The 16,282-nt window shown below is 69.1% G+C and carries 13 protein-coding genes; 8 read left to right on the top strand and 5 right to left on the bottom strand.

The features are described from left to right. Positions 1-237: transposase (locus E9232_RS23985; RefSeq protein ID WP_309798263.1), on the top strand; the 237-nt coding region annotated here is incomplete at its 5' end. A 93-nt stretch (positions 238-330) separates the two neighbouring features. After that, positions 331-1,224 (top strand): TIGR01459 family HAD-type hydrolase, encoded by an 894-nt coding sequence (locus tag E9232_RS23980; RefSeq protein WP_309798262.1) that lies wholly within the window; start codon positions 331-333, stop codon positions 1,222-1,224. A gap of 96 nt (positions 1,225-1,320) precedes the next feature. Here the strand turns inward: E9232_RS23980 and E9232_RS23975 are convergent, their stop codons facing one another. Continuing rightward, a complete protein-coding gene (locus E9232_RS23975) occupies positions 1,321-1,668 on the bottom strand; it encodes a ribbon-helix-helix domain-containing protein (protein ID WP_309798260.1) in 348 nt (115 codons plus the stop codon). A gap of 140 nt (positions 1,669-1,808) precedes the next feature. Beyond that, positions 1,809-2,801 carry a cation diffusion facilitator family transporter gene (locus tag E9232_RS23970; RefSeq protein ID WP_309798258.1) on the bottom strand — a complete coding sequence of 331 codons (993 nt, stop codon included), beginning with the start codon at positions 2,799-2,801 and terminating at the stop codon, positions 1,809-1,811. Positions 2,802-3,032: 231 nt separating this feature from the next. Between E9232_RS23970 and E9232_RS23965 the strand changes: the two genes are divergently transcribed. The 5 genes from E9232_RS23965 to E9232_RS23945 are packed head-to-tail and all read left to right on the top strand — an operon-like array spanning position 3,033 to position 7,997. Beyond that, positions 3,033-3,593 carry a F0F1 ATP synthase subunit delta gene (locus E9232_RS23965; RefSeq protein WP_309798256.1) on the top strand — a complete coding sequence of 187 codons (561 nt, stop codon included), beginning with the start codon at positions 3,033-3,035 and terminating at the stop codon, positions 3,591-3,593. Further along, positions 3,593-5,122 carry a F0F1 ATP synthase subunit alpha gene (gene atpA, locus E9232_RS23960; protein WP_309798254.1) on the top strand — a complete coding sequence of 510 codons (1,530 nt, stop codon included), beginning with the start codon at positions 3,593-3,595 and terminating at the stop codon, positions 5,120-5,122. The genes E9232_RS23965 and atpA overlap by 1 nt, the downstream gene beginning before the upstream one ends. A gap of 41 nt (positions 5,123-5,163) precedes the next feature. Further along, positions 5,164-6,042, top strand: coding sequence for a F0F1 ATP synthase subunit gamma (locus E9232_RS23955; RefSeq protein ID WP_309798252.1), 879 nt, complete (start codon positions 5,164-5,166; stop codon positions 6,040-6,042). Positions 6,043-6,102: 60 nt separating this feature from the next. Next, positions 6,103-7,539, top strand: coding sequence for a F0F1 ATP synthase subunit beta (gene atpD, locus E9232_RS23950; RefSeq protein ID WP_309798250.1), 1,437 nt, complete (start codon positions 6,103-6,105; stop codon positions 7,537-7,539). Between the two features lie 29 nt (positions 7,540-7,568). Continuing rightward, positions 7,569-7,997, top strand: a complete 429-nt coding sequence (locus tag E9232_RS23945; protein WP_309798248.1) for a F0F1 ATP synthase subunit epsilon — start codon at positions 7,569-7,571, stop codon at positions 7,995-7,997. A gap of 195 nt (positions 7,998-8,192) precedes the next feature. On the opposite strand, the gene ilvD is transcribed toward E9232_RS23945, so the two are convergent. Next, positions 8,193-10,055, bottom strand: coding sequence for a dihydroxy-acid dehydratase (gene ilvD, locus E9232_RS23940; protein ID WP_309798246.1), 1,863 nt, complete (start codon positions 10,053-10,055; stop codon positions 8,193-8,195). 169 nt (positions 10,056-10,224) lie between these two features. Beyond that, a complete protein-coding gene (locus E9232_RS23935) occupies positions 10,225-11,634 on the bottom strand; it encodes an MFS transporter (RefSeq protein ID WP_309798244.1) in 1,410 nt (469 codons plus the stop codon). Between the two features lie 112 nt (positions 11,635-11,746). On the opposite strand from E9232_RS23935, the gene E9232_RS23930 reads away from it, so the two are divergent. Continuing rightward, positions 11,747-12,214, top strand: a complete 468-nt coding sequence (locus E9232_RS23930) for a MarR family winged helix-turn-helix transcriptional regulator (RefSeq protein ID WP_309798242.1) — start codon at positions 11,747-11,749, stop codon at positions 12,212-12,214. A 268-nt stretch (positions 12,215-12,482) separates the two neighbouring features. Here the strand turns inward: E9232_RS23930 and metH are convergent, their stop codons facing one another. Then, a complete protein-coding gene (gene metH / locus E9232_RS23925) occupies positions 12,483-16,256 on the bottom strand; it encodes a methionine synthase (protein ID WP_309798240.1) in 3,774 nt (1,257 codons plus the stop codon). Between the last annotated feature and the right edge of the window lie 26 nt (positions 16,257-16,282).

Raw genomic sequence — 16,282 nt, 5'->3', positions numbered from 1 at the left:
CCTCGGCAAAGCGGAAACGTCAACGCCTACCGACGCACCAAAGGCGGCAGGCCCGAGATCAAACGCGCCCTCTTCATGGCCGCAATGGCCGCCAGCAACCATCACCCCACACTCAGGCCCTTCTTCCTCAAACTCCTCGCCAACGGCAAAAAGAAGCTCGTCGCCCTCACTGCCCTCATGCGCAAGCTCGTCATCATCGCCAACGCAAAACTCAGACAAGAACATCAACTGAGTTGATGACGGATGGGGGAAGGCTTGCGGGTTCGGACGCGGAGTGGCGCCGCCCTCCCTGGCGTGGCACAAGATCGGAATGGGACGAACGAGCGGACGATGACCGACAGCATTCCGATTCTCGACGGCATCGCCGCGATCCACGACCGCTACGACGCCTATATCGTCGACCTCTGGGGCGTGGTGCATGACGGCGTCACCCCCTATCCCGGCGTGGTCGACTGCCTGCAGCGGCTGCGCGGCGAGGGCAAGCAGGTCTGCCTGCTGTCGAACGCGCCGCGGCGGATCGGCTCGGTCACCCAGCGCCTGGCCCAGATCGGCGTGCCGGAGGATTGCTGGGACGCCATCCTGTCCTCGGGCGAGGCGGCGCATCTGGCGTTGGCGGCGCGCGACGACGACTTCCACCAGGCGCTCGGCGAACGCTTCCTGCATCTCGGGCCGGACCGCGATTCCGACGTCTATGAGGGCATCGACGACATCTACCGGGTCGATGCGGTGGCGGATGCGGAGTTCGTGCTGAACACCGGCATCGACGACCCCGAGGAGCGGGTCGAGGACCATGCGCCGCTGCTGCAGGCCGCGGCGGCCCGCAAACTGCCGATGATCTGCGCCAACCCCGACATCGTCGTCATCGTCGGCGGCCGGATGCAGATCTGCGCCGGCGCGCTGGCCCAGCACTACGAGACGCTGGGCGGGCCGGTGTTCTACCACGGCAAGCCGCACCCGCCGGTCTATCGCCGCTGCTTCGACCTGCTCGGCCGGCCCGACCCGGCGCGGGTGCTGGCGATCGGCGACAGCTTCCACACCGACATGGCCGGGGCGGCCGCGGCCGGGATCGACGGGCTGTTCGTGGTGGGCGGCATCCATGGCGCCGAACTGAGCGACGCCGCGACCGGCCGGCCGGACGGGCACAAGCTCGCCGCGGCGGCCGAACGCCACGGGCTGCGTCCGGCAGCGGCGGTCGACCGGCTGGTCTGGGACGAGTTGCCCTGAGGTGTCGCAGGTTGGGTTCGCGCTTGCGAACCCAACGGTGGCCCTGGCTGCACGATGTTGGGTTCGCCGAGGCGGACCCAACCTACGCCTGACAGCTCAGGCCCGGGCGCCGATCACGCCTTCCAGCGCGGCCGCCAGCAGCGCCGGCGGGGTCTGCATCGAGGCATGGACCGGCACCTGCATCGGCACCGGCCGGCGCGTCAGCTCACGGAAATAGCACAGCACGAAGACGCGCAGCGCGCCCGTGAGCCCGCTGCCCTTGCGGGCGGCATCGATGCGGGTACAGATCTCGTTGAGGCCGATCTGCTCTCGCGCGCAGACCTCCATCAGGCCGTCCCAGAACGCGATTTCCATGCGCACGCTGGTGCGCCGGCCGGCGACCGTCACATTGCGGCAGATCGACATCGGATCCGCATCGCGGGCGAGAGTTCCGTTGTGGCCCATGGGTTACCTTTCCGGGCCCGCGGTCCGGAGCGCTCCGGGCCATGGGCAGCACAAAATGCACTTCATTATGTCGAATAATTACCGCTTTTGCGCAAAAAGGTGAACTGGCGTTTGCTTTTTTCCGTCACGTATCGTTGCGCTTAGTGTCGCGGCGCGGTCGTGACGTCAGCGCAGACCTCGAATTCGGCCTGCACCGTGGCGTGGTCGATGCCGAAGCGCTCGTGCAGCAGGCGGATCACCGCCGCCACCGCCTGGTCTGAATCCGCGCCTTCGCACAGCCGGGCGTGCAGCGTCACGATCGGGCGGTCCGGCGTCAGGGTCCAGGCGTGGACGTGGTGCACGTCGACCACATCGGGCACCCCGGCCACGATGGCGGCGCTCAGCGCCGCCTCGTCGATCCGGTCGGGCGAGCCCTCGACCAGCACATGGCCGGATTCGCGCAGGATCGACCAGGCGCTGCGCAGCACCAGCAGCGACACCAGCACCGACAGGATCGGGTCGATCGGGGTCCAGCCGGTCGCCAGGATCACCGCGCCGGCGGCGAGCGCGCCGATCGAGCCGAGCAGGTCGCCCATCACATGCAGCGCCGCGCCGCGCAGGTTCAGGTTGCCGCGGTCGCCGCCCCGCAGCACCCGGAAGGCGACGAGGTTGGCGACCAGGCCGGCCGCCGCGACCGCCATCATCAGCCCGCCCGCGACCGGCGCCGGGTCGGCCAGCCGGCCGGCCGCCTCGACCACGATGGCGGCGACCACGGCGATCAGCACGATGCCGTTGGCGAAGGCGGCCAGCACCTGGACCCGGCCATACCCATAGGAGCGCCGGGCGTCGCGCGGCCGGCGGGCCATGCGCGCCGCCAGCCAGGCCAGCCCCAGCGCCGCCGCGTCGGTCAGCATGTGGCCGGCATCGGCGAGCAGGGCGAGCGAATTGGCGAACCAGCCGCCCGCCGCCTCGACCAGCATGAAGCCGGCGGTGACGGCCAGCGCGATCAGCAGCCGGCGCTCGCCGTCGGTCCCTTCCGGCATGCCGTGATGGTGGTGCGCATGGCCCGGCCCGTGGCCGTGGGCCGCGTGATCGTGCCCCGCTTCGGACCCATGCTGGTGCGGGGTCTCTCCGGGCGTATGGTCATGCGGCATTCCGACCTCGGGATGATGCGAATCAGTCGCGGCAGTCTACATCCTGCGCCTTCGGGTGAAAAAGCCGGCCGCATGCCGGTTGCACACCCCCAGGGGCTATGTTAGATGACGGCGCGCCGAGCGGAAGGGGTGGGCCTCGGGCAGCCTTTTGTTGTGCGATAGAGCCCCCCGAACATTCGGCGGTCGTGGCGTCCTGCCACGATCGACCTACAAACGATCGAGGGACGATCGGTGGCAGCCACAGGCTCAGGGATTTCCGGCCTCGCATCCAGCTACGCGACGGCACTCTACGCTCTTGCCGACGAAGGCAAGGCGCTGGACCAGACCGCGGACGACCTCCGCGGGCTGAAGACCGCGCTGGGCGAGAGCGAGGACCTTCGCCGTCTGGTCCGCAGTCCGCTGCTTTCGCGCGACGTGCAGGGCAAGGCGATGGCCGCGGTGCTGGAGCGGGCGGGCGTGTCCGACCTCGTCCGCCGCTTCATCGGCCTGGTCGCCCGCAACCGCCGCCTGTTCGCGCTCGACGCCATGATCGACGCCTTCCTGGCCGAGCTGGCGCGCCGCCGCGGCGAGGTCACGGCCCAGGTCACCGCCGCGGTCGCGCTGACCGACCGGCAGACCGAGGCGCTGGTCGACCAGCTCAAGAAGACCATGGGCGCCAAAGTCCAGGTCAACGTCAAAATCGATCCCGCCCTGCTGGGCGGGATGATCGTCAAAGTCGGCTCGCGCATGGTCGACAGCTCCCTGCGCACCAAACTGGCCAAGCTACAGCTCGCGATGAAGGGGACCGTCTGATGGACATCCGTGCCGCCGAAATCTCTGCGATCATCAAGGATCAGATCGCCAATTTCGGGACCGAGGCCGATGTGGCCGAAGTCGGCCAGGTCCTGTCCGTCGGTGACGGCGTCGCCCGCGTCTACGGGCTCGACGCCGTCCAGGCCGGCGAGATGGTCGAGTTCCCCGGCGGCATCAAGGGGATGGCGCTGAACCTCGAGACCGACAATGTCGGCATCGTGATCTTCGGCGAAGACCGCGACATCAAGGAAGGCGACACCGTCAAGCGGACCGGCGCCATCGTCGAGGTCCCGGTCGGCCGCGGCCTGCTGGGCCGCGTGGTCGACGCGCTGGGCAACCCGATCGACGGCAAGGGCCCGATCACCGACGCCAAGCTGAGCCGGGTCGAGGTCAAGGCGCCGGGCATCATCCCGCGCAAGTCGGTGCATGAGCCGATGCAGACCGGCCTGAAGTCGATCGACGCGCTGACCCCGGTCGGCCGCGGCCAGCGCGAGCTGATCATCGGCGATCGCCAGACCGGCAAGACCGCCGTGGCGATCGACGCGATCCTGAACCAGCGCGAGATCAACAAGTCGGGCGACGAGAGCCAGAAGCTCTACTGCATCTACGTCGCCATCGGCCAGAAGCGTTCGACGGTTGCCCAGATCGTCAAGACGCTCGAGGAATACGGCGCGCTGGAATACACCATCGTCGTGGCCGCCACGGCGTCCGAGCCGGCACCGCTGCAGTTCCTGGCGCCCTACACCGGCGCCGCGATGGGCGAGTTCTTCCGCGACAACGGCATGCACGGCCTGATCATCTATGACGATCTGTCCAAGCAGGCCGTGGCCTACCGCCAGATGTCGCTGCTGCTGCGCCGCCCGCCGGGCCGCGAAGCCTATCCGGGCGACGTGTTCTACCTGCACAGCCGCCTGCTGGAGCGCGCGGCCAAGATGAACGACGAGCATGGCGGCGGCTCGCTGACCGCCCTGCCGATCATCGAGACCCAGGCCGGCGACGTCTCGGCCTACATCCCGACCAACGTGATCTCGATCACCGACGGCCAGATCTTCCTGGAGACCGGCCTGTTCTACAAGGGCGTCCGCCCGGCCATCAACGTCGGCCTGTCGGTCAGCCGCGTCGGCTCCGCCGCCCAGATCAAGGCGATGAAGCAGGTCGCCGGCCGCATCAAGCTCGAGCTCGCGCAGTACCGCGAGATGGAAAGCTTCGCCCAGTTCGCGTCGGACCTCGACGCCTCGACCCAGAAGCTGCTGGCCCGCGGCGCGCGCCTGACCGAGCTCCTGAAGCAGCCGCAGTTCAGCCCGCTCCCGGTCGAGGAGCAGGTGGCGTCGATCTTCGCCGGCGTCCGCGGCCATCTCGACACCGTCCCGGCCAACCGGGTCTCGGATTTCGAGAAGGGCCTGCTCGACGCGCTGCGCGATGAGGGCAAGGCGATCCTCGAGGCGATCCGCAACGAGAAGCAGATCTCGCCGGCGAACGAGGAGAAGCTGGCCAGCTTCATCTCCAACTACGCCAAGACCTTCGTCTGAACGGCAATCGGACCCACCACACAGATTGAAGGCGGGGCACCATGCCGTCGTTGAAGGATCTCAGGAACCGGATCGCGACCGTCAAGTCGACGCAGAAGATCACTGCGGCCATGAAGATGGTCGCGGCGTCGAAGCTGCGTCGGGCGCAGGAGCAGGCCGAGGCCGGCCGGCCCTATGCCGACCGGATGGAGCGGATGCTGACCGGGCTTGCCGCGGTCGCCAGCGTGGCCGGCCAAGGGCCGAAGCTGATGGCCGGCACCGGCAAGAGCGACGTGCACCTGCTGCTCGTCATCACCTCGGACCGCGGGCTGGCCGGGGCGTTCAACGCCACGGTGGTGCGCGAGGCGCGCCGGCAGATCCGTGAGCTGCAGGGCCGGGGCAAGACGGTCAAGCTGTTCACCGTCGGCCGCAAGGGCCGGGACAGCCTGCGCCGCGACTTCGCCAACCTGATCGTCGAAAGCGTCACCGACATCGGCCGGCCACGCCTGGGCTTCGCCGATGCCGACGGCATCGCGATCCGCATCCTGGCGATGTTCGAGGCCGGCGATTTCGACGTCTGCTCGGTCGTCTACAACAAGTTCAAATCGGCGATCGCCCAGATCATCACGGTGCAGCAGCTGGTGCCCGTGGCGATCCCGGCAGTGGCCGAGGCCACTGCCTCGAACATCGTCTACGAGTTCGAGCCGAGCGAGGAGCAGATCCTGGCGGAGCTGCTGCCGCGCAACCTGGCGATCCAGATCTACAAGGCGCTGCTCGAATCCGCCGCCTCCGAGCAGGGCGCCCGCATGACCGCGATGGACAATGCGACGCGCAACGCCGGCGACATGATCAAGAAGCTGACGCTGGTCTACAACCGGACCCGTCAGGCCTACATCACCAAGGAGCTGATCGAGATCATCTCGGGTTCCGAAGCCGTCTAGCGCCGGCAAGGCACCCTGATCCACCGATCGCTTGAAGACAGTTCGAGGAGCGTGAACACCATGGTCGAGACCCAGACCGGAAGCAACGTCATCGGCCGCGTCAGCCAGGTTCTGGGCGCCGTGGTGGACGTCCAGTTCGATGGCGAGCTGCCCGCCATTCTGAACGCGCTGACCACCGACATCGGTGATCGCAAGCTCGTGCTCGAGGTGGCGCAGCATCTCGGCGAGAACACGGTGCGCTGCATCGCCATGGACTCGACCGACGGCATGGTCCGCGGCAACAAGGTCCATGACAGCGGCAACGCCATCATGGTGCCGGTCGGGCCGGAGACGCTGGGCCGCATCATGAACGTGATCGGCGAGCCGATCGACGAGCGCGGCCCGATCAACGCCAAGCTGACCTCGCCGATTCACCGTGCCGCGCCCGAGTTCGTCGACCAGGCGACCGAGGCGGAGATGCTGGTGACCGGCATCAAGGTCGTCGATCTGATCAGCCCCTACGCCAAGGGCGGCAAGATCGGCCTGTTCGGCGGCGCCGGCGTCGGCAAGACCGTGACCATCCAGGAGCTGATCAACAACATCGCCAAGGCGCATGGCGGCGTGTCGGTCTTCGCCGGCGTGGGCGAGCGGACCCGCGAGGGCAACGACCTCTATCACGAGATGATCGACTCCGGCGTCATCAAGCTCGGCGAAGAGGGCTCGAAGGTGGCGCTGGTCTACGGCCAGATGAACGAGCCGCCGGGCGCCCGTGCCCGCGTCGGCCTGTCGGGCCTGACCGTGGCGGAGTACTTCCGCGACGTCGAAGGCCAGGACGTGCTGTTCTTCGTCGACAACATCTTCCGCTTCACCCAGGCGGGCGCCGAAGTGTCGGCGCTGCTCGGCCGCATCCCGTCGGCGGTGGGCTATCAGCCGACGCTGTCGACCGACATGGGCGCGCTGCAGGAGCGCATCACCTCGACCAACAAGGGTTCGATCACCTCGGTGCAGGCCATCTACGTGCCCGCCGACGATCTGACCGACCCGGCGCCGGCGACCTCGTTCGCGCATCTCGATGCGACGACCGTGCTCAGCCGCGCCATCTCCGAGCTCGGCATCTACCCGGCGGTGGACCCGCTCGACTCGACCTCGCGCATCCTCGACCCGCGCGTCGTCGGCCAGGAGCACTACGAGGTGGCCCGCGCCGTGCAGCGCACGCTGCAGGAATACCGGGCGCTGCAGGACATCATCGCCATCCTGGGCATGGACGAGCTGACCGAAGAACAGCGCCTGACCGTGGCCCGCGCCCGCAAGATCCAGCGCTTCTTCAGCCAGCCCTTCCACGTCGCCGAGGTCTTCACCGGCACGCCGGGCGTGCTGGTCTCGGTCGAGGACACGGTGCGCGGCTTCAAGGGCATCGTGAACGGCGACTACGACCACCTGCCGGAAGCGGCCTTCTACATGGTCGGCACCATCGACGACGCCATCGCCAAGGCGAAGAAGCTCGCCGAAGCCGCCTGACGCCAGCAGCACCGGAACCGGGGACATCCATGGCCGAGAAATTCGCCTTCGAACTGGTCTCGCCCGAGAAGCTGCTCGTGGCGCAGCAGGTCGAAATGGTGGTCGTCCCCGGTGGCGACGGCTATTTCGGCGTGCTCAAGGGGCACATGTCGATGCTGTCGACCGTCCAGCCGGGCGTGATCGACGTCTATGAGCAGCGCAGCGCCATCTCCAACCGGATCTTCGTCACCGGCGGCTTCGCCGAAGTGACGCCGGAGCGCTGCACCGTGCTGGCCGAGCATGTGGTGCCGGTGGCCTCGCTCGACCGCGCCAAGGTCGAGCAGGAGCTGCGCGACGCCGAGGAAGACGTGGCCGACGCCAAGACCCCCGGCGAGACTGCCGTGGCCGAACGGGCGCTGAAGCTGGCCAAGGCCAAGCTCTACGCGGTCACCCGCGCCGCGACCGCCGGCCACGCCTGATCCCGGGCGGACCGACCGAACGGAAAGGGCCCCTCGCGGGGCCCTTTTTCGTTGGGATGGGGAGATGGCCATCCCCTTTTCTGTCATTGCCGGGCTTGACCCGGCAATCCAGGGGCCACCAAGAGCCGCTCCGGCCGCCCCTGGATGCCACGGTCGAGCCGTGGCATGACAGAGACAGAGCGAGGTCGGCGACCCCTACGCCTTCCGCGGCTGCAGCTGGGTGACGTCGCGGACGGCGCCGCGGGCGGCGCTGGTGGTCAGGGCGGCATAGGCCTGCAGCGCGGCCGAGACCTTGCGCGGGCGCGGCTCGGCCGGCTTCCAGCCGCCATCGGCGCGGGCCTTCATCGCCGCGCGGCGATGCGCCAGCTCCTCATCCGACACCATCAGCTCGATCCGGCGGCCGGGGATGTCGATCTCGACCCGGTCGCCTTCCTGGGCCAGGGCGATGGTGCCGCCCTCGGCCGCTTCCGGCGAGGCATGGCCGATCGACAGGCCCGAGGTGCCGCCAGAGAAGCGGCCGTCGGTGACCAGGGCGCAGGCCTTGCCCAGCCCCTTCGACTTGAGATAGCTGGTCGGATACAGCATCTCCTGCATGCCGGGGCCGCCCTTCGGCCCTTCGTAGCGGATCAGCACCACGTCGCCGGCCTGGACCTTGTCGCCCAGGATGCCCTCGACCGCGGCGTCCTGGCTCTCGAAGATCCGGGCGGGGCCGGAGAACTTCAGGATGCTGGCGTCGACCCCGGCGGTCTTCACGATGCAGCCTTCCTCGGCCAGGTTGCCGTACAGCACGGCCAGCCCGCCATCCAGGCTGTAGGCGTGCTCGATGCTGCGGATGCAGCCGCGCTTGCGGTCGGCGTCGACGCTGGGGTAGCGGGCGTCCTGGCTGAAGGCGACCTGGGTCGGGATGCCGCCCGGCGCCGCGCTGAAGAACTTGTGCACCGACTCACTGTCGGTGCGCTTGATGTCCCACTGGTCCAGCGCCGCGGCCAGGGTCGGGGCGTGGACGGTGTGGGTGTCGCGGTTCAAGAGGCCGCCGCGGTCGAGCTCGCCCAGGATGGCCATGATGCCGCCGGCGCGATGGACGTCCTCCATATGCACGTTCGGCACCGACGGCGCGACCTTGCACAGCACCGGCACCCGGCGCGACAGCCGGTCGATGTCGGCCATGGTGAAGTCGACCTCGCCCTCCTGCGCCGCGGCCAGCAGGTGCAGCACGGTGTTGGTCGACCCGCCCATCGAGATGTCGAGGGTCATGGCGTTCTCGAAGGCGGCGAAGCTGGCGATGCTGCGCGGCAGCACCGATGCGTCGTCCTGCTCGTAGTAGCGCTTGGCCAGGTCGACGATCAGGTGCCCGGCCTCGACGAACAGGCGCCGGCGGTCGGCATGGGTGGCCAGGGTCGAGCCGTTGCCCGGCAGGGCCAGGCCCAGCGCCTCGGTCAGGCAGTTCATCGAATTGGCGGTGAACATGCCGGAGCAGGAGCCGCAGGTCGGGCAGGCCGACCGTTCGATCACCTTGACGTCCTCGTCGCTGATGCGGCTGTCCGCCGCGGCGACCATGGCGTCGATCAGATCCAGCGATTTGGACTCGCCGCCGATCTTGACCTTACCGGCCTCCATCGGCCCGCCGGACACGAACACCACCGGGATGTTCAGGCGCATCGCGGCCATCAGCATGCCGGGCGTGATCTTGTCGCAGTTCGAGATGCAGACCATGGCATCGGCGCAATGCGCGTTGACCATGTATTCGACGCTGTCGGCGATGATCTCGCGCGACGGCAGGCTGTACAGCATGCCGTCATGGCCCATGGCGATGCCGTCATCGACCGCGATGGTGTTGAATTCCTTGGCGACGCCGCCCGCCGCCTCGATCTCCCGCGCCACCAGCTGGCCGAGGTCCTTGAGGTGGACATGGCCGGGGACGAACTGGGTGAAGGAGTTGACGACGGCGATGATCGGCTTGCCGAAATCCGCATCCGTCATGCCGGTCGCGCGCCAGAGCCCGCGGGCTCCGGCCATGTTGCGGCCGTGGGTGGTGGTGCGGGAGCGATAGGCTGGCATGATCGGGTCCGTACTGGCTCGGGTCACTTTCGGTCGGGCGGACGGGCTGCGGCATTCGCGCACGGCTGCGGCGCCCGCCCGAAACGTCCGATCCTGAAAAAACGCCATTCCCGGCCGTTGCGCAAGGGCGGCGGATGCAAGGCACCCGCGCGCGGGCCTGTCGCCTGCCCTATCGCATGGGCGCGGGGGCGTGGGGTTCGGGCTCCGGCGCCGGGTCGTCGGCGGCATAGGCCGGGGTGGCCAGGCGCAGGCAGCTGACCACCGTGGCGGCGGTCGCCAGCCCGGCCGCGGTCAGCAGCGCCGCCTGGGCACCATGGTCCGGAAAATGCGCGAACAGCAGCGCGACCAGCGCCGCGCCGGTGGCCTGGCCCAGCAGGCGGGCGGTGCCCAGCATGCCGCTGGCGGCGCCGCTGCGGCTGCGCGGGGCCGACCCGATCATCACCCGGTTGTTGGGCGCCTGGAACAGGCCGAAGCCGGCGCCGCATAGCGCCATGCGCCAGACGATGTGCCAGGGAGAGGGATCCGCCGGCAGGGTCGCCATCAGCACCAGGCCGATGGCCATGAGGGCGAGGCCGATGCCGCCCAGCAGGCCGGGCGGGTGCCGGTCGGACAGGCGGCCGGCGATCGGCGCGGTGACCGCGACCGCCAGCGGCCAGGGGATCATCAGCAGGCCGACCTGGGCCGGGGAGAAGCCGGAGCCGGTCTGCAGCAGGAAGGGCAGCGTCACGAAGGCCGCCATCTGCGCCGCGAAGGAGGTGATCGAGGTGACGACCGACAGCCCGACCACCGGGATGCGCAGCAGGTCCAGCGGCACCAGCGGCGTCGCCCGGCCCAGCTGCCGCCGCACCAGCCAGATCGCGGCGCCGATGCCGATGCCGAGCTGCAGCGCCACCAGCCCCCAGTCCAGCCCGTGGGCGATGCTGTCGATCCCGGTGATCAGCAGGCCGAAGGTGGCGGCGGAGAGCAGCGCGCCCAGCAGGTCGAAGCGGCGGTCGGCCAGGTCGCTCTCCGGCAGGTTGCGGCTGCCGATGATCAGGGCCGCGACGCCGAGCGGCAGGTTGATCGCGAACAGCCAGGGCCAGGAGGCGATCGCCAGCAGGGCGCCGGCGAAGCTGGGGCCGACGGTCGAGGCGCCGGCCGCGATCATGGCGTTGACGCCCAGCACATGGCCCAGCCGGGCGCGCGGGAAAATGTAGCGGATTAGCGCGGTGTTGACGCTCATGATCCCGGCGGCGCCGAAGCCCTGGGCGACGCGGGACAGGGTCAGGGTGATCAGCGAATCGGACAGGGCGCAGGCGACCGAGGCGACGGTGAACAGGGCCAGGCCGCCGAGATAGACCCGGCGATAGCCATAGATCTCGCCCAGCCCGGCGAGGGGCAGCAGCGACACCACCACGGCCAGCTGGTAGGCGTTGACGATCCAGATCGACATCGACGGGCTGGCCTGGAACTCGGCCGCGATCGTCGGCAGCGCCACATTGGCGACGGAGCCGTCGAGCACGGCGAGCATGATGCCGAGCACCACGGTGGCGAAGGCCCATCTGCGGCGGGGCAGAGGAAGGCCGTCGGGCAGGGACACGGGATGACCTCGCGTTTCGCGGCGGGCACCCTCGGGTCCGCCGTCCATGGCATGATCCTGGAACCAGCCGTCGGAAATGGCTATAGCGTTTTAGCTATAACAGAATAGTAAAATGACCAACCCCGACCCGATGTCCCCGACCGAACGAGAGCAGCTCGGCGCCCTGCGGCTGCAGCTGATGGCGCTGCTGCGGCGGCTGCGGCGCGAATCCGACAGCGGCGACCTGCCGCTGTCGAAGCTGATGCTGCTGGCCGCGCTGCTGCGCCTGGGCGGCACGGCCAGCCCGACCGAGCTCGGCACGGCCGAGGGGCTGCGCTCGTCCAACGTCGCGGCCCTGCTGCGCGAGCTGGAGAAGGAGGGGATGGTCCGGCGCGAGGCCGACGCCGGCGACCGCCGCCGGCTGCATGTCGTGATCACCGATGCCGGCGCGGAGGCGGTGCTGGCCAACCGCAGCCGGCGCGAGGCCTGGATGGCCGAGGCGGTGGAGGCCTGCCTGTCGGCGGAGGAGCGGGCGCAGCTGATCGCCGTCGGCACGCTGCTGCAGCGCCTGGCGGAATACCAGGCGCCGTCGGGCGGCTGAACCACGGCTGCGGTGGCGGGGTGCGCTGTGTCCATGAACAGATCATGAACACGAGTCGGTTGTTAAGCTAGGGCAGGAGTCCTGCCGGACAACCGCAGTTGGAGCCCCCAACCCCGTCATTGCGAGCGCAGCGAAGCAATCCATCGGGCCGCTCGTGCGGGCCCATGGATTGCTTCGTCGGCTTCGCCTCCTCGCAATGACGACGAGGGGGTAGGCTTTTAAAAAGACCCCGCAAGCGGGAGAGGCAACGCAACGCTCCGCTTGTCGCCTACTCCGCCGCCTCGACCAGCGGGGTGGGGATGTAGTTCAGGATCGGGCCCAGCCAGCGCTCGACCTCGGCGATCGGCATGCCCTTGCGGCGGGCATAGTCCTCGACCTGGTCGCGCTCGACCTTGGCGACGCCGAAGTAATACGAGTCCGGATGCGCCAGGTAGACGCCGGAGACCGAGGAGCCGGGCCACATGGCGTAGCTCTCGGTCAGGCGCACCCCGATCCGGCGCTCGGCGTCGAGCAGGCGGAACAGCGTCACCTTCTCGGTGTGGTCCGGCTGGGCCGGATAGCCCGGCGCCGGGCGGATGCCGCGATAGGGCTCGCCGATCAGCTCGTCCGGGGCGAAGGGCTCGTCCGGGGCATAGCCCCAGATCTCCTTGCGCACCCGCTGGTGCATGGCCTCGGCGAAAGCTTCGGCGAAGCGATCGGCCAGCGCCTTGACCAGGATCGAGGAGTAGTCGTCATTGGCCCGGGCGAAGCGGTCGGCGATCGCCTCCTCCTCGATCCCGGCGGTGACCACGAAGCCGCCGACGTAATCCGCCTTGCCGCTGTCGACCGGGGCGACGAAGTCGGACAGCGCCACCCGCGGCCGGCCGTCGCGCTTCGACAGCTGCTGCCGCAGGGTGAAGAAGGTCGCCAGCTCCTGCCCGCGGGTGTCGTCGGTGAACAGGCGGATGTCGTCGCCCACCGCGCCGGCCGGCCAGAAGCCGATCACCGCCTTGGGCTTGAACCAGCGCTCCTCGATCACCCGGACCAGCATGGCCTGGGCGTCCGCGAACAGCTGGCGCGCCGCCTCGCCCTGCTTCTCGTCCTGCAGGATGGCGGGATAGCGGCCCTTCATCTCCCAGGTCTGGAAGAACGGGGTCCAGTCGATGTAGCGGGCCAGGGTGGCCAGGTCGTAATCGTCGAACACCCTTGTGCCGAGGAAGGACGGCTTCGGCGGCTGGTAGGCCGCCCAGTCGATCTTGAACGGCGCCGCCCGCGCCGCCGCCAGCGGCAGGCGCTGCTTCTCGGCCTCGGCTCTTGCATGGCCGTCGGCGACCTTGCGGTACTCCTCGCGCACGCCGTCGACATAGCCGCGGCGGCCCTCGGGCGACAGCAGGTTCGACACCACGCCGACGGCGCGGCTGGCGTCGTTGACGTAGACGGTCTGGCCGCTGTTGTAGCGCGGGTGGATCTTCACCGCGGTGTGCACCCGGCTGGTGGTGGCGCCACCGATCAGCAGCGGAATGTCGAAGCCGTCGCGCTCCATCTCCGCCGCCACATGCACCATCTCGTCCAGCGACGGGGTGATGAGGCCGGACAGGCCGATGATGTCGACCTTCTCGGCCTTCGCCGTCTCCAGGATCTTGGTGGCCGGCACCATGACGCCGAGGTCGATGATCTCGTAGTTGTTGCAGGCCAGCACGACGCCGACGATGTTCTTGCCGATGTCGTGGACGTCGCCCTTGACCGTGGCCATCAGGATCTTGCCGGCGCTGCTGCGTCCGGTGCCGCCGCCGCCGGCGGCCTTCTCGGCCTCCATGTAGGGCAGCAGCTGGGCCACGGCCTGCTTCATGACGCGGGCCGACTTCACCACCTGGGGCAGGAACATCTTGCCGGCGCCGAACAGGTCGCCGACCACGTTCATGCCGGCCATCAGCGGGCCTTCGATCACATGCAGCGGCCGTTCGGCCGCCAGCCGCGCCTCCTCGACATCGACCTCGATGAACTCGGTGATGCCGTTGACCAGCGCGTGCTCCAGCCGCTTGTCGACCGTGCGCTCGCGCCAGGTCAGGTCGCGCTCCTTGGCCTCGCGCCCGGCGGCGCCCTTGAAGCGCTCGGCCAGGGTCAGCAGCCGCTCGGTCGCGTCGTCGCGGCGGTTGAGGACGACGTCCTCGCAGGCCTGGCGCAGGTCGGGCTCGATCGATTCGTAGACCGCGAGCTGGCCGGCGTTGACGATGCCCATGTCCATGCCGACCTGGATGGCGTGGTACAGGAACACCGCGTGCATCGCCTCGCGCACCGGCTCGTTGCCGCGGAACGAGAAGGACAGGTTGGAGACGCCGCCGGAGATGTGGGCATGCGGCAGGGTCTCGCGGATCTGCTTGGTCGCCTCGATGAAGGCGACGCCGTAGCCGTTGTGCTCCTCGATGCCGGTCGCGACCGCGAACACGTTGGGGTCGAAGACGATGTCCTCGGGCGGGAAGCCGGCCTCTTCGGTCAGCAGCTTGTAGGCGCGGGTGCAGATCGCGACCTTGCGCTCCAGCGTGTCGGCCTGGCCGGCCTCGTCGAAGGCCATGACCACGACGGCGGCGCCGTAGGACCGCACCAGCCGGGCATGGTGCAGGAAGGCGGCCTCGCCCTCCTTCATCGAGATCGAATTGACCAGGGGCTTGCCCTGGACGCATTTCAGCCCGGCCTCGATGATCGAGAATTTCGAGCTGTCGATCATCACCGGCACCCGGGCGATGTCCGGCTCGGCCGCGATCAGGTTCAGGAACTCGACCATCGCCCGCTCGGAATCGATCAGGCCCTCATCCATGTTGATGTCGAGGATCTGGGCGCCGTTGGCGACCTGGTCGCGGGCCACGTCCAGCGCGGCGGCGAAGTCGCCGGCGGTGATCAGCTTGCGGAACCTGGCCGAGCCGGTGACGTTGGTGCGCTCGCCGACATTCACGAACGGGATGTCGCTCGACAGCGTGAACGGCTCCAGGCCGGACAGGCGCATCAGCGGCGCGATGGTCGGCACCGACCGGGTCGGCAGGCCCGCGACCGCGTCGGCGATGGCGCGGATGTGGTCGGGGGTCGACCCGCAGCAGCCGCCGACGATGTTGACCAGGCCTTCCTCGACGAAGCCCTTGATCTGGGCGGCCATCGCCTCGGGCGATTCGTCGTACTGGCCGAACTCGTTCGGCAGCCCGGCATTGGGATAGGCGCAGACGAAGGTGTCGGCCGCGGCGGCGATCTCGGCCAGATGCGCCCGCATGGCGTTGGCGCCCAGGGCGCAGTTCAGGCCGATGGTGAAGGGCCTGGCGTGGCGTACCGAATTCCAGAACGCGGTCGGCGTCTGGCCCGACAGGGTGCGGCCCGACAGGTCGGTGATGGTGCCGGAGATCATCACCGGCAGGTGCACGCCCTTCTCGGCGAAGACCAGCTCGGTGCCGAAGATCGCCGCCTTGGCGTTCAGCGTGTCGAAGATGGTCTCGATCAGGATGATCTCGGCGCCGCCGTCGATCAGCCCGCGCACCTGCTCGGCATAGGCGTCGCGCAGCGTGTCGAAGGTCACCGCCCGGTAGCCCGGGTTGTTGACGTCGGGCGAGATCGAGGCGGTGCGGTTGGTCGGCCCCAGCGCGCCGGCGACGAAGCGGCGCCTGCCGTCCATCCGCCGGGCCTTGGCCGCGGCCTGGCGCGCCAGCCGGGCGCCGTCGCGGTTCAGGTCGTAGACCACCGCCTCCATGCCGTAATCGGCCTGGGCGATCGAGGTCGAGGAGAAGGTGTTGGTCTCGAGGATGTCGGCGCCGGCGATGGCGTAGCCGAAATGGATCGCCTCGATCGCGTCCGGCTGGGTCAGGGTCAGAAGGTCGTTGTTGCCCTTGAGGTGGCAGTCGCAGCCCAGGAAATGGGTGCCGCGGAAATGGTCCTCCTCGAAGCCCAGCCCCTGGATCTGGGTGCCCATGGCGCCGTCCAGGATCAGCACGCGCTCGCGCGCCGCCGCGGTCAGGGCGGCCAGCACCTCGGCGCCGTCGACCGGCTCCAGCGGGATATCGAAGGCTTCGACGCGCGTGGTCATGGCGGACGGGACCGGGTTCCGGATGG

The organism is Inquilinus ginsengisoli (genome assembly GCF_031453975.1).
GTDB lineage: Bacteria > Pseudomonadota > Alphaproteobacteria > DSM-16000 > Inquilinaceae > Inquilinus > Inquilinus ginsengisoli_A.
Note: the sequence above shows the minus strand (reverse complement) of the source record. Positions and strands in the feature narration are given on the sequence as shown.

Coding starts and splice junctions, on each gene's coding strand:
- atpD (WP_309798250.1), top strand. CDS start 6,103: ATGGTCGAGACCCAGACCGGAAGCAACGTCATCGGCCGCGTCAGCCAG.
- E9232_RS23945 (WP_309798248.1), top strand. CDS start 7,569: ATGGCCGAGAAATTCGCCTTCGAACTGGTCTCGCCCGAGAAGCTGCTC.
- atpA (WP_309798254.1), top strand. CDS start 3,593: ATGGACATCCGTGCCGCCGAAATCTCTGCGATCATCAAGGATCAGATC.
- E9232_RS23955 (WP_309798252.1), top strand. CDS start 5,164: ATGCCGTCGTTGAAGGATCTCAGGAACCGGATCGCGACCGTCAAGTCG.
- E9232_RS23970 (WP_309798258.1), bottom strand. CDS start 2,801: ATGCCGCATGACCATACGCCCGGAGAGACCCCGCACCAGCATGGGTCC.
- metH (WP_309798240.1), bottom strand. CDS start 16,256: ATGACCACGCGCGTCGAAGCCTTCGATATCCCGCTGGAGCCGGTCGAC.
- E9232_RS23975 (WP_309798260.1), bottom strand. CDS start 1,668: ATGGGCCACAACGGAACTCTCGCCCGCGATGCGGATCCGATGTCGATC.
- E9232_RS23980 (WP_309798262.1), top strand. CDS start 331: ATGACCGACAGCATTCCGATTCTCGACGGCATCGCCGCGATCCACGAC.
- E9232_RS23930 (WP_309798242.1), top strand. CDS start 11,747: ATGACCAACCCCGACCCGATGTCCCCGACCGAACGAGAGCAGCTCGGC.
- ilvD (WP_309798246.1), bottom strand. CDS start 10,055: ATGCCAGCCTATCGCTCCCGCACCACCACCCACGGCCGCAACATGGCC.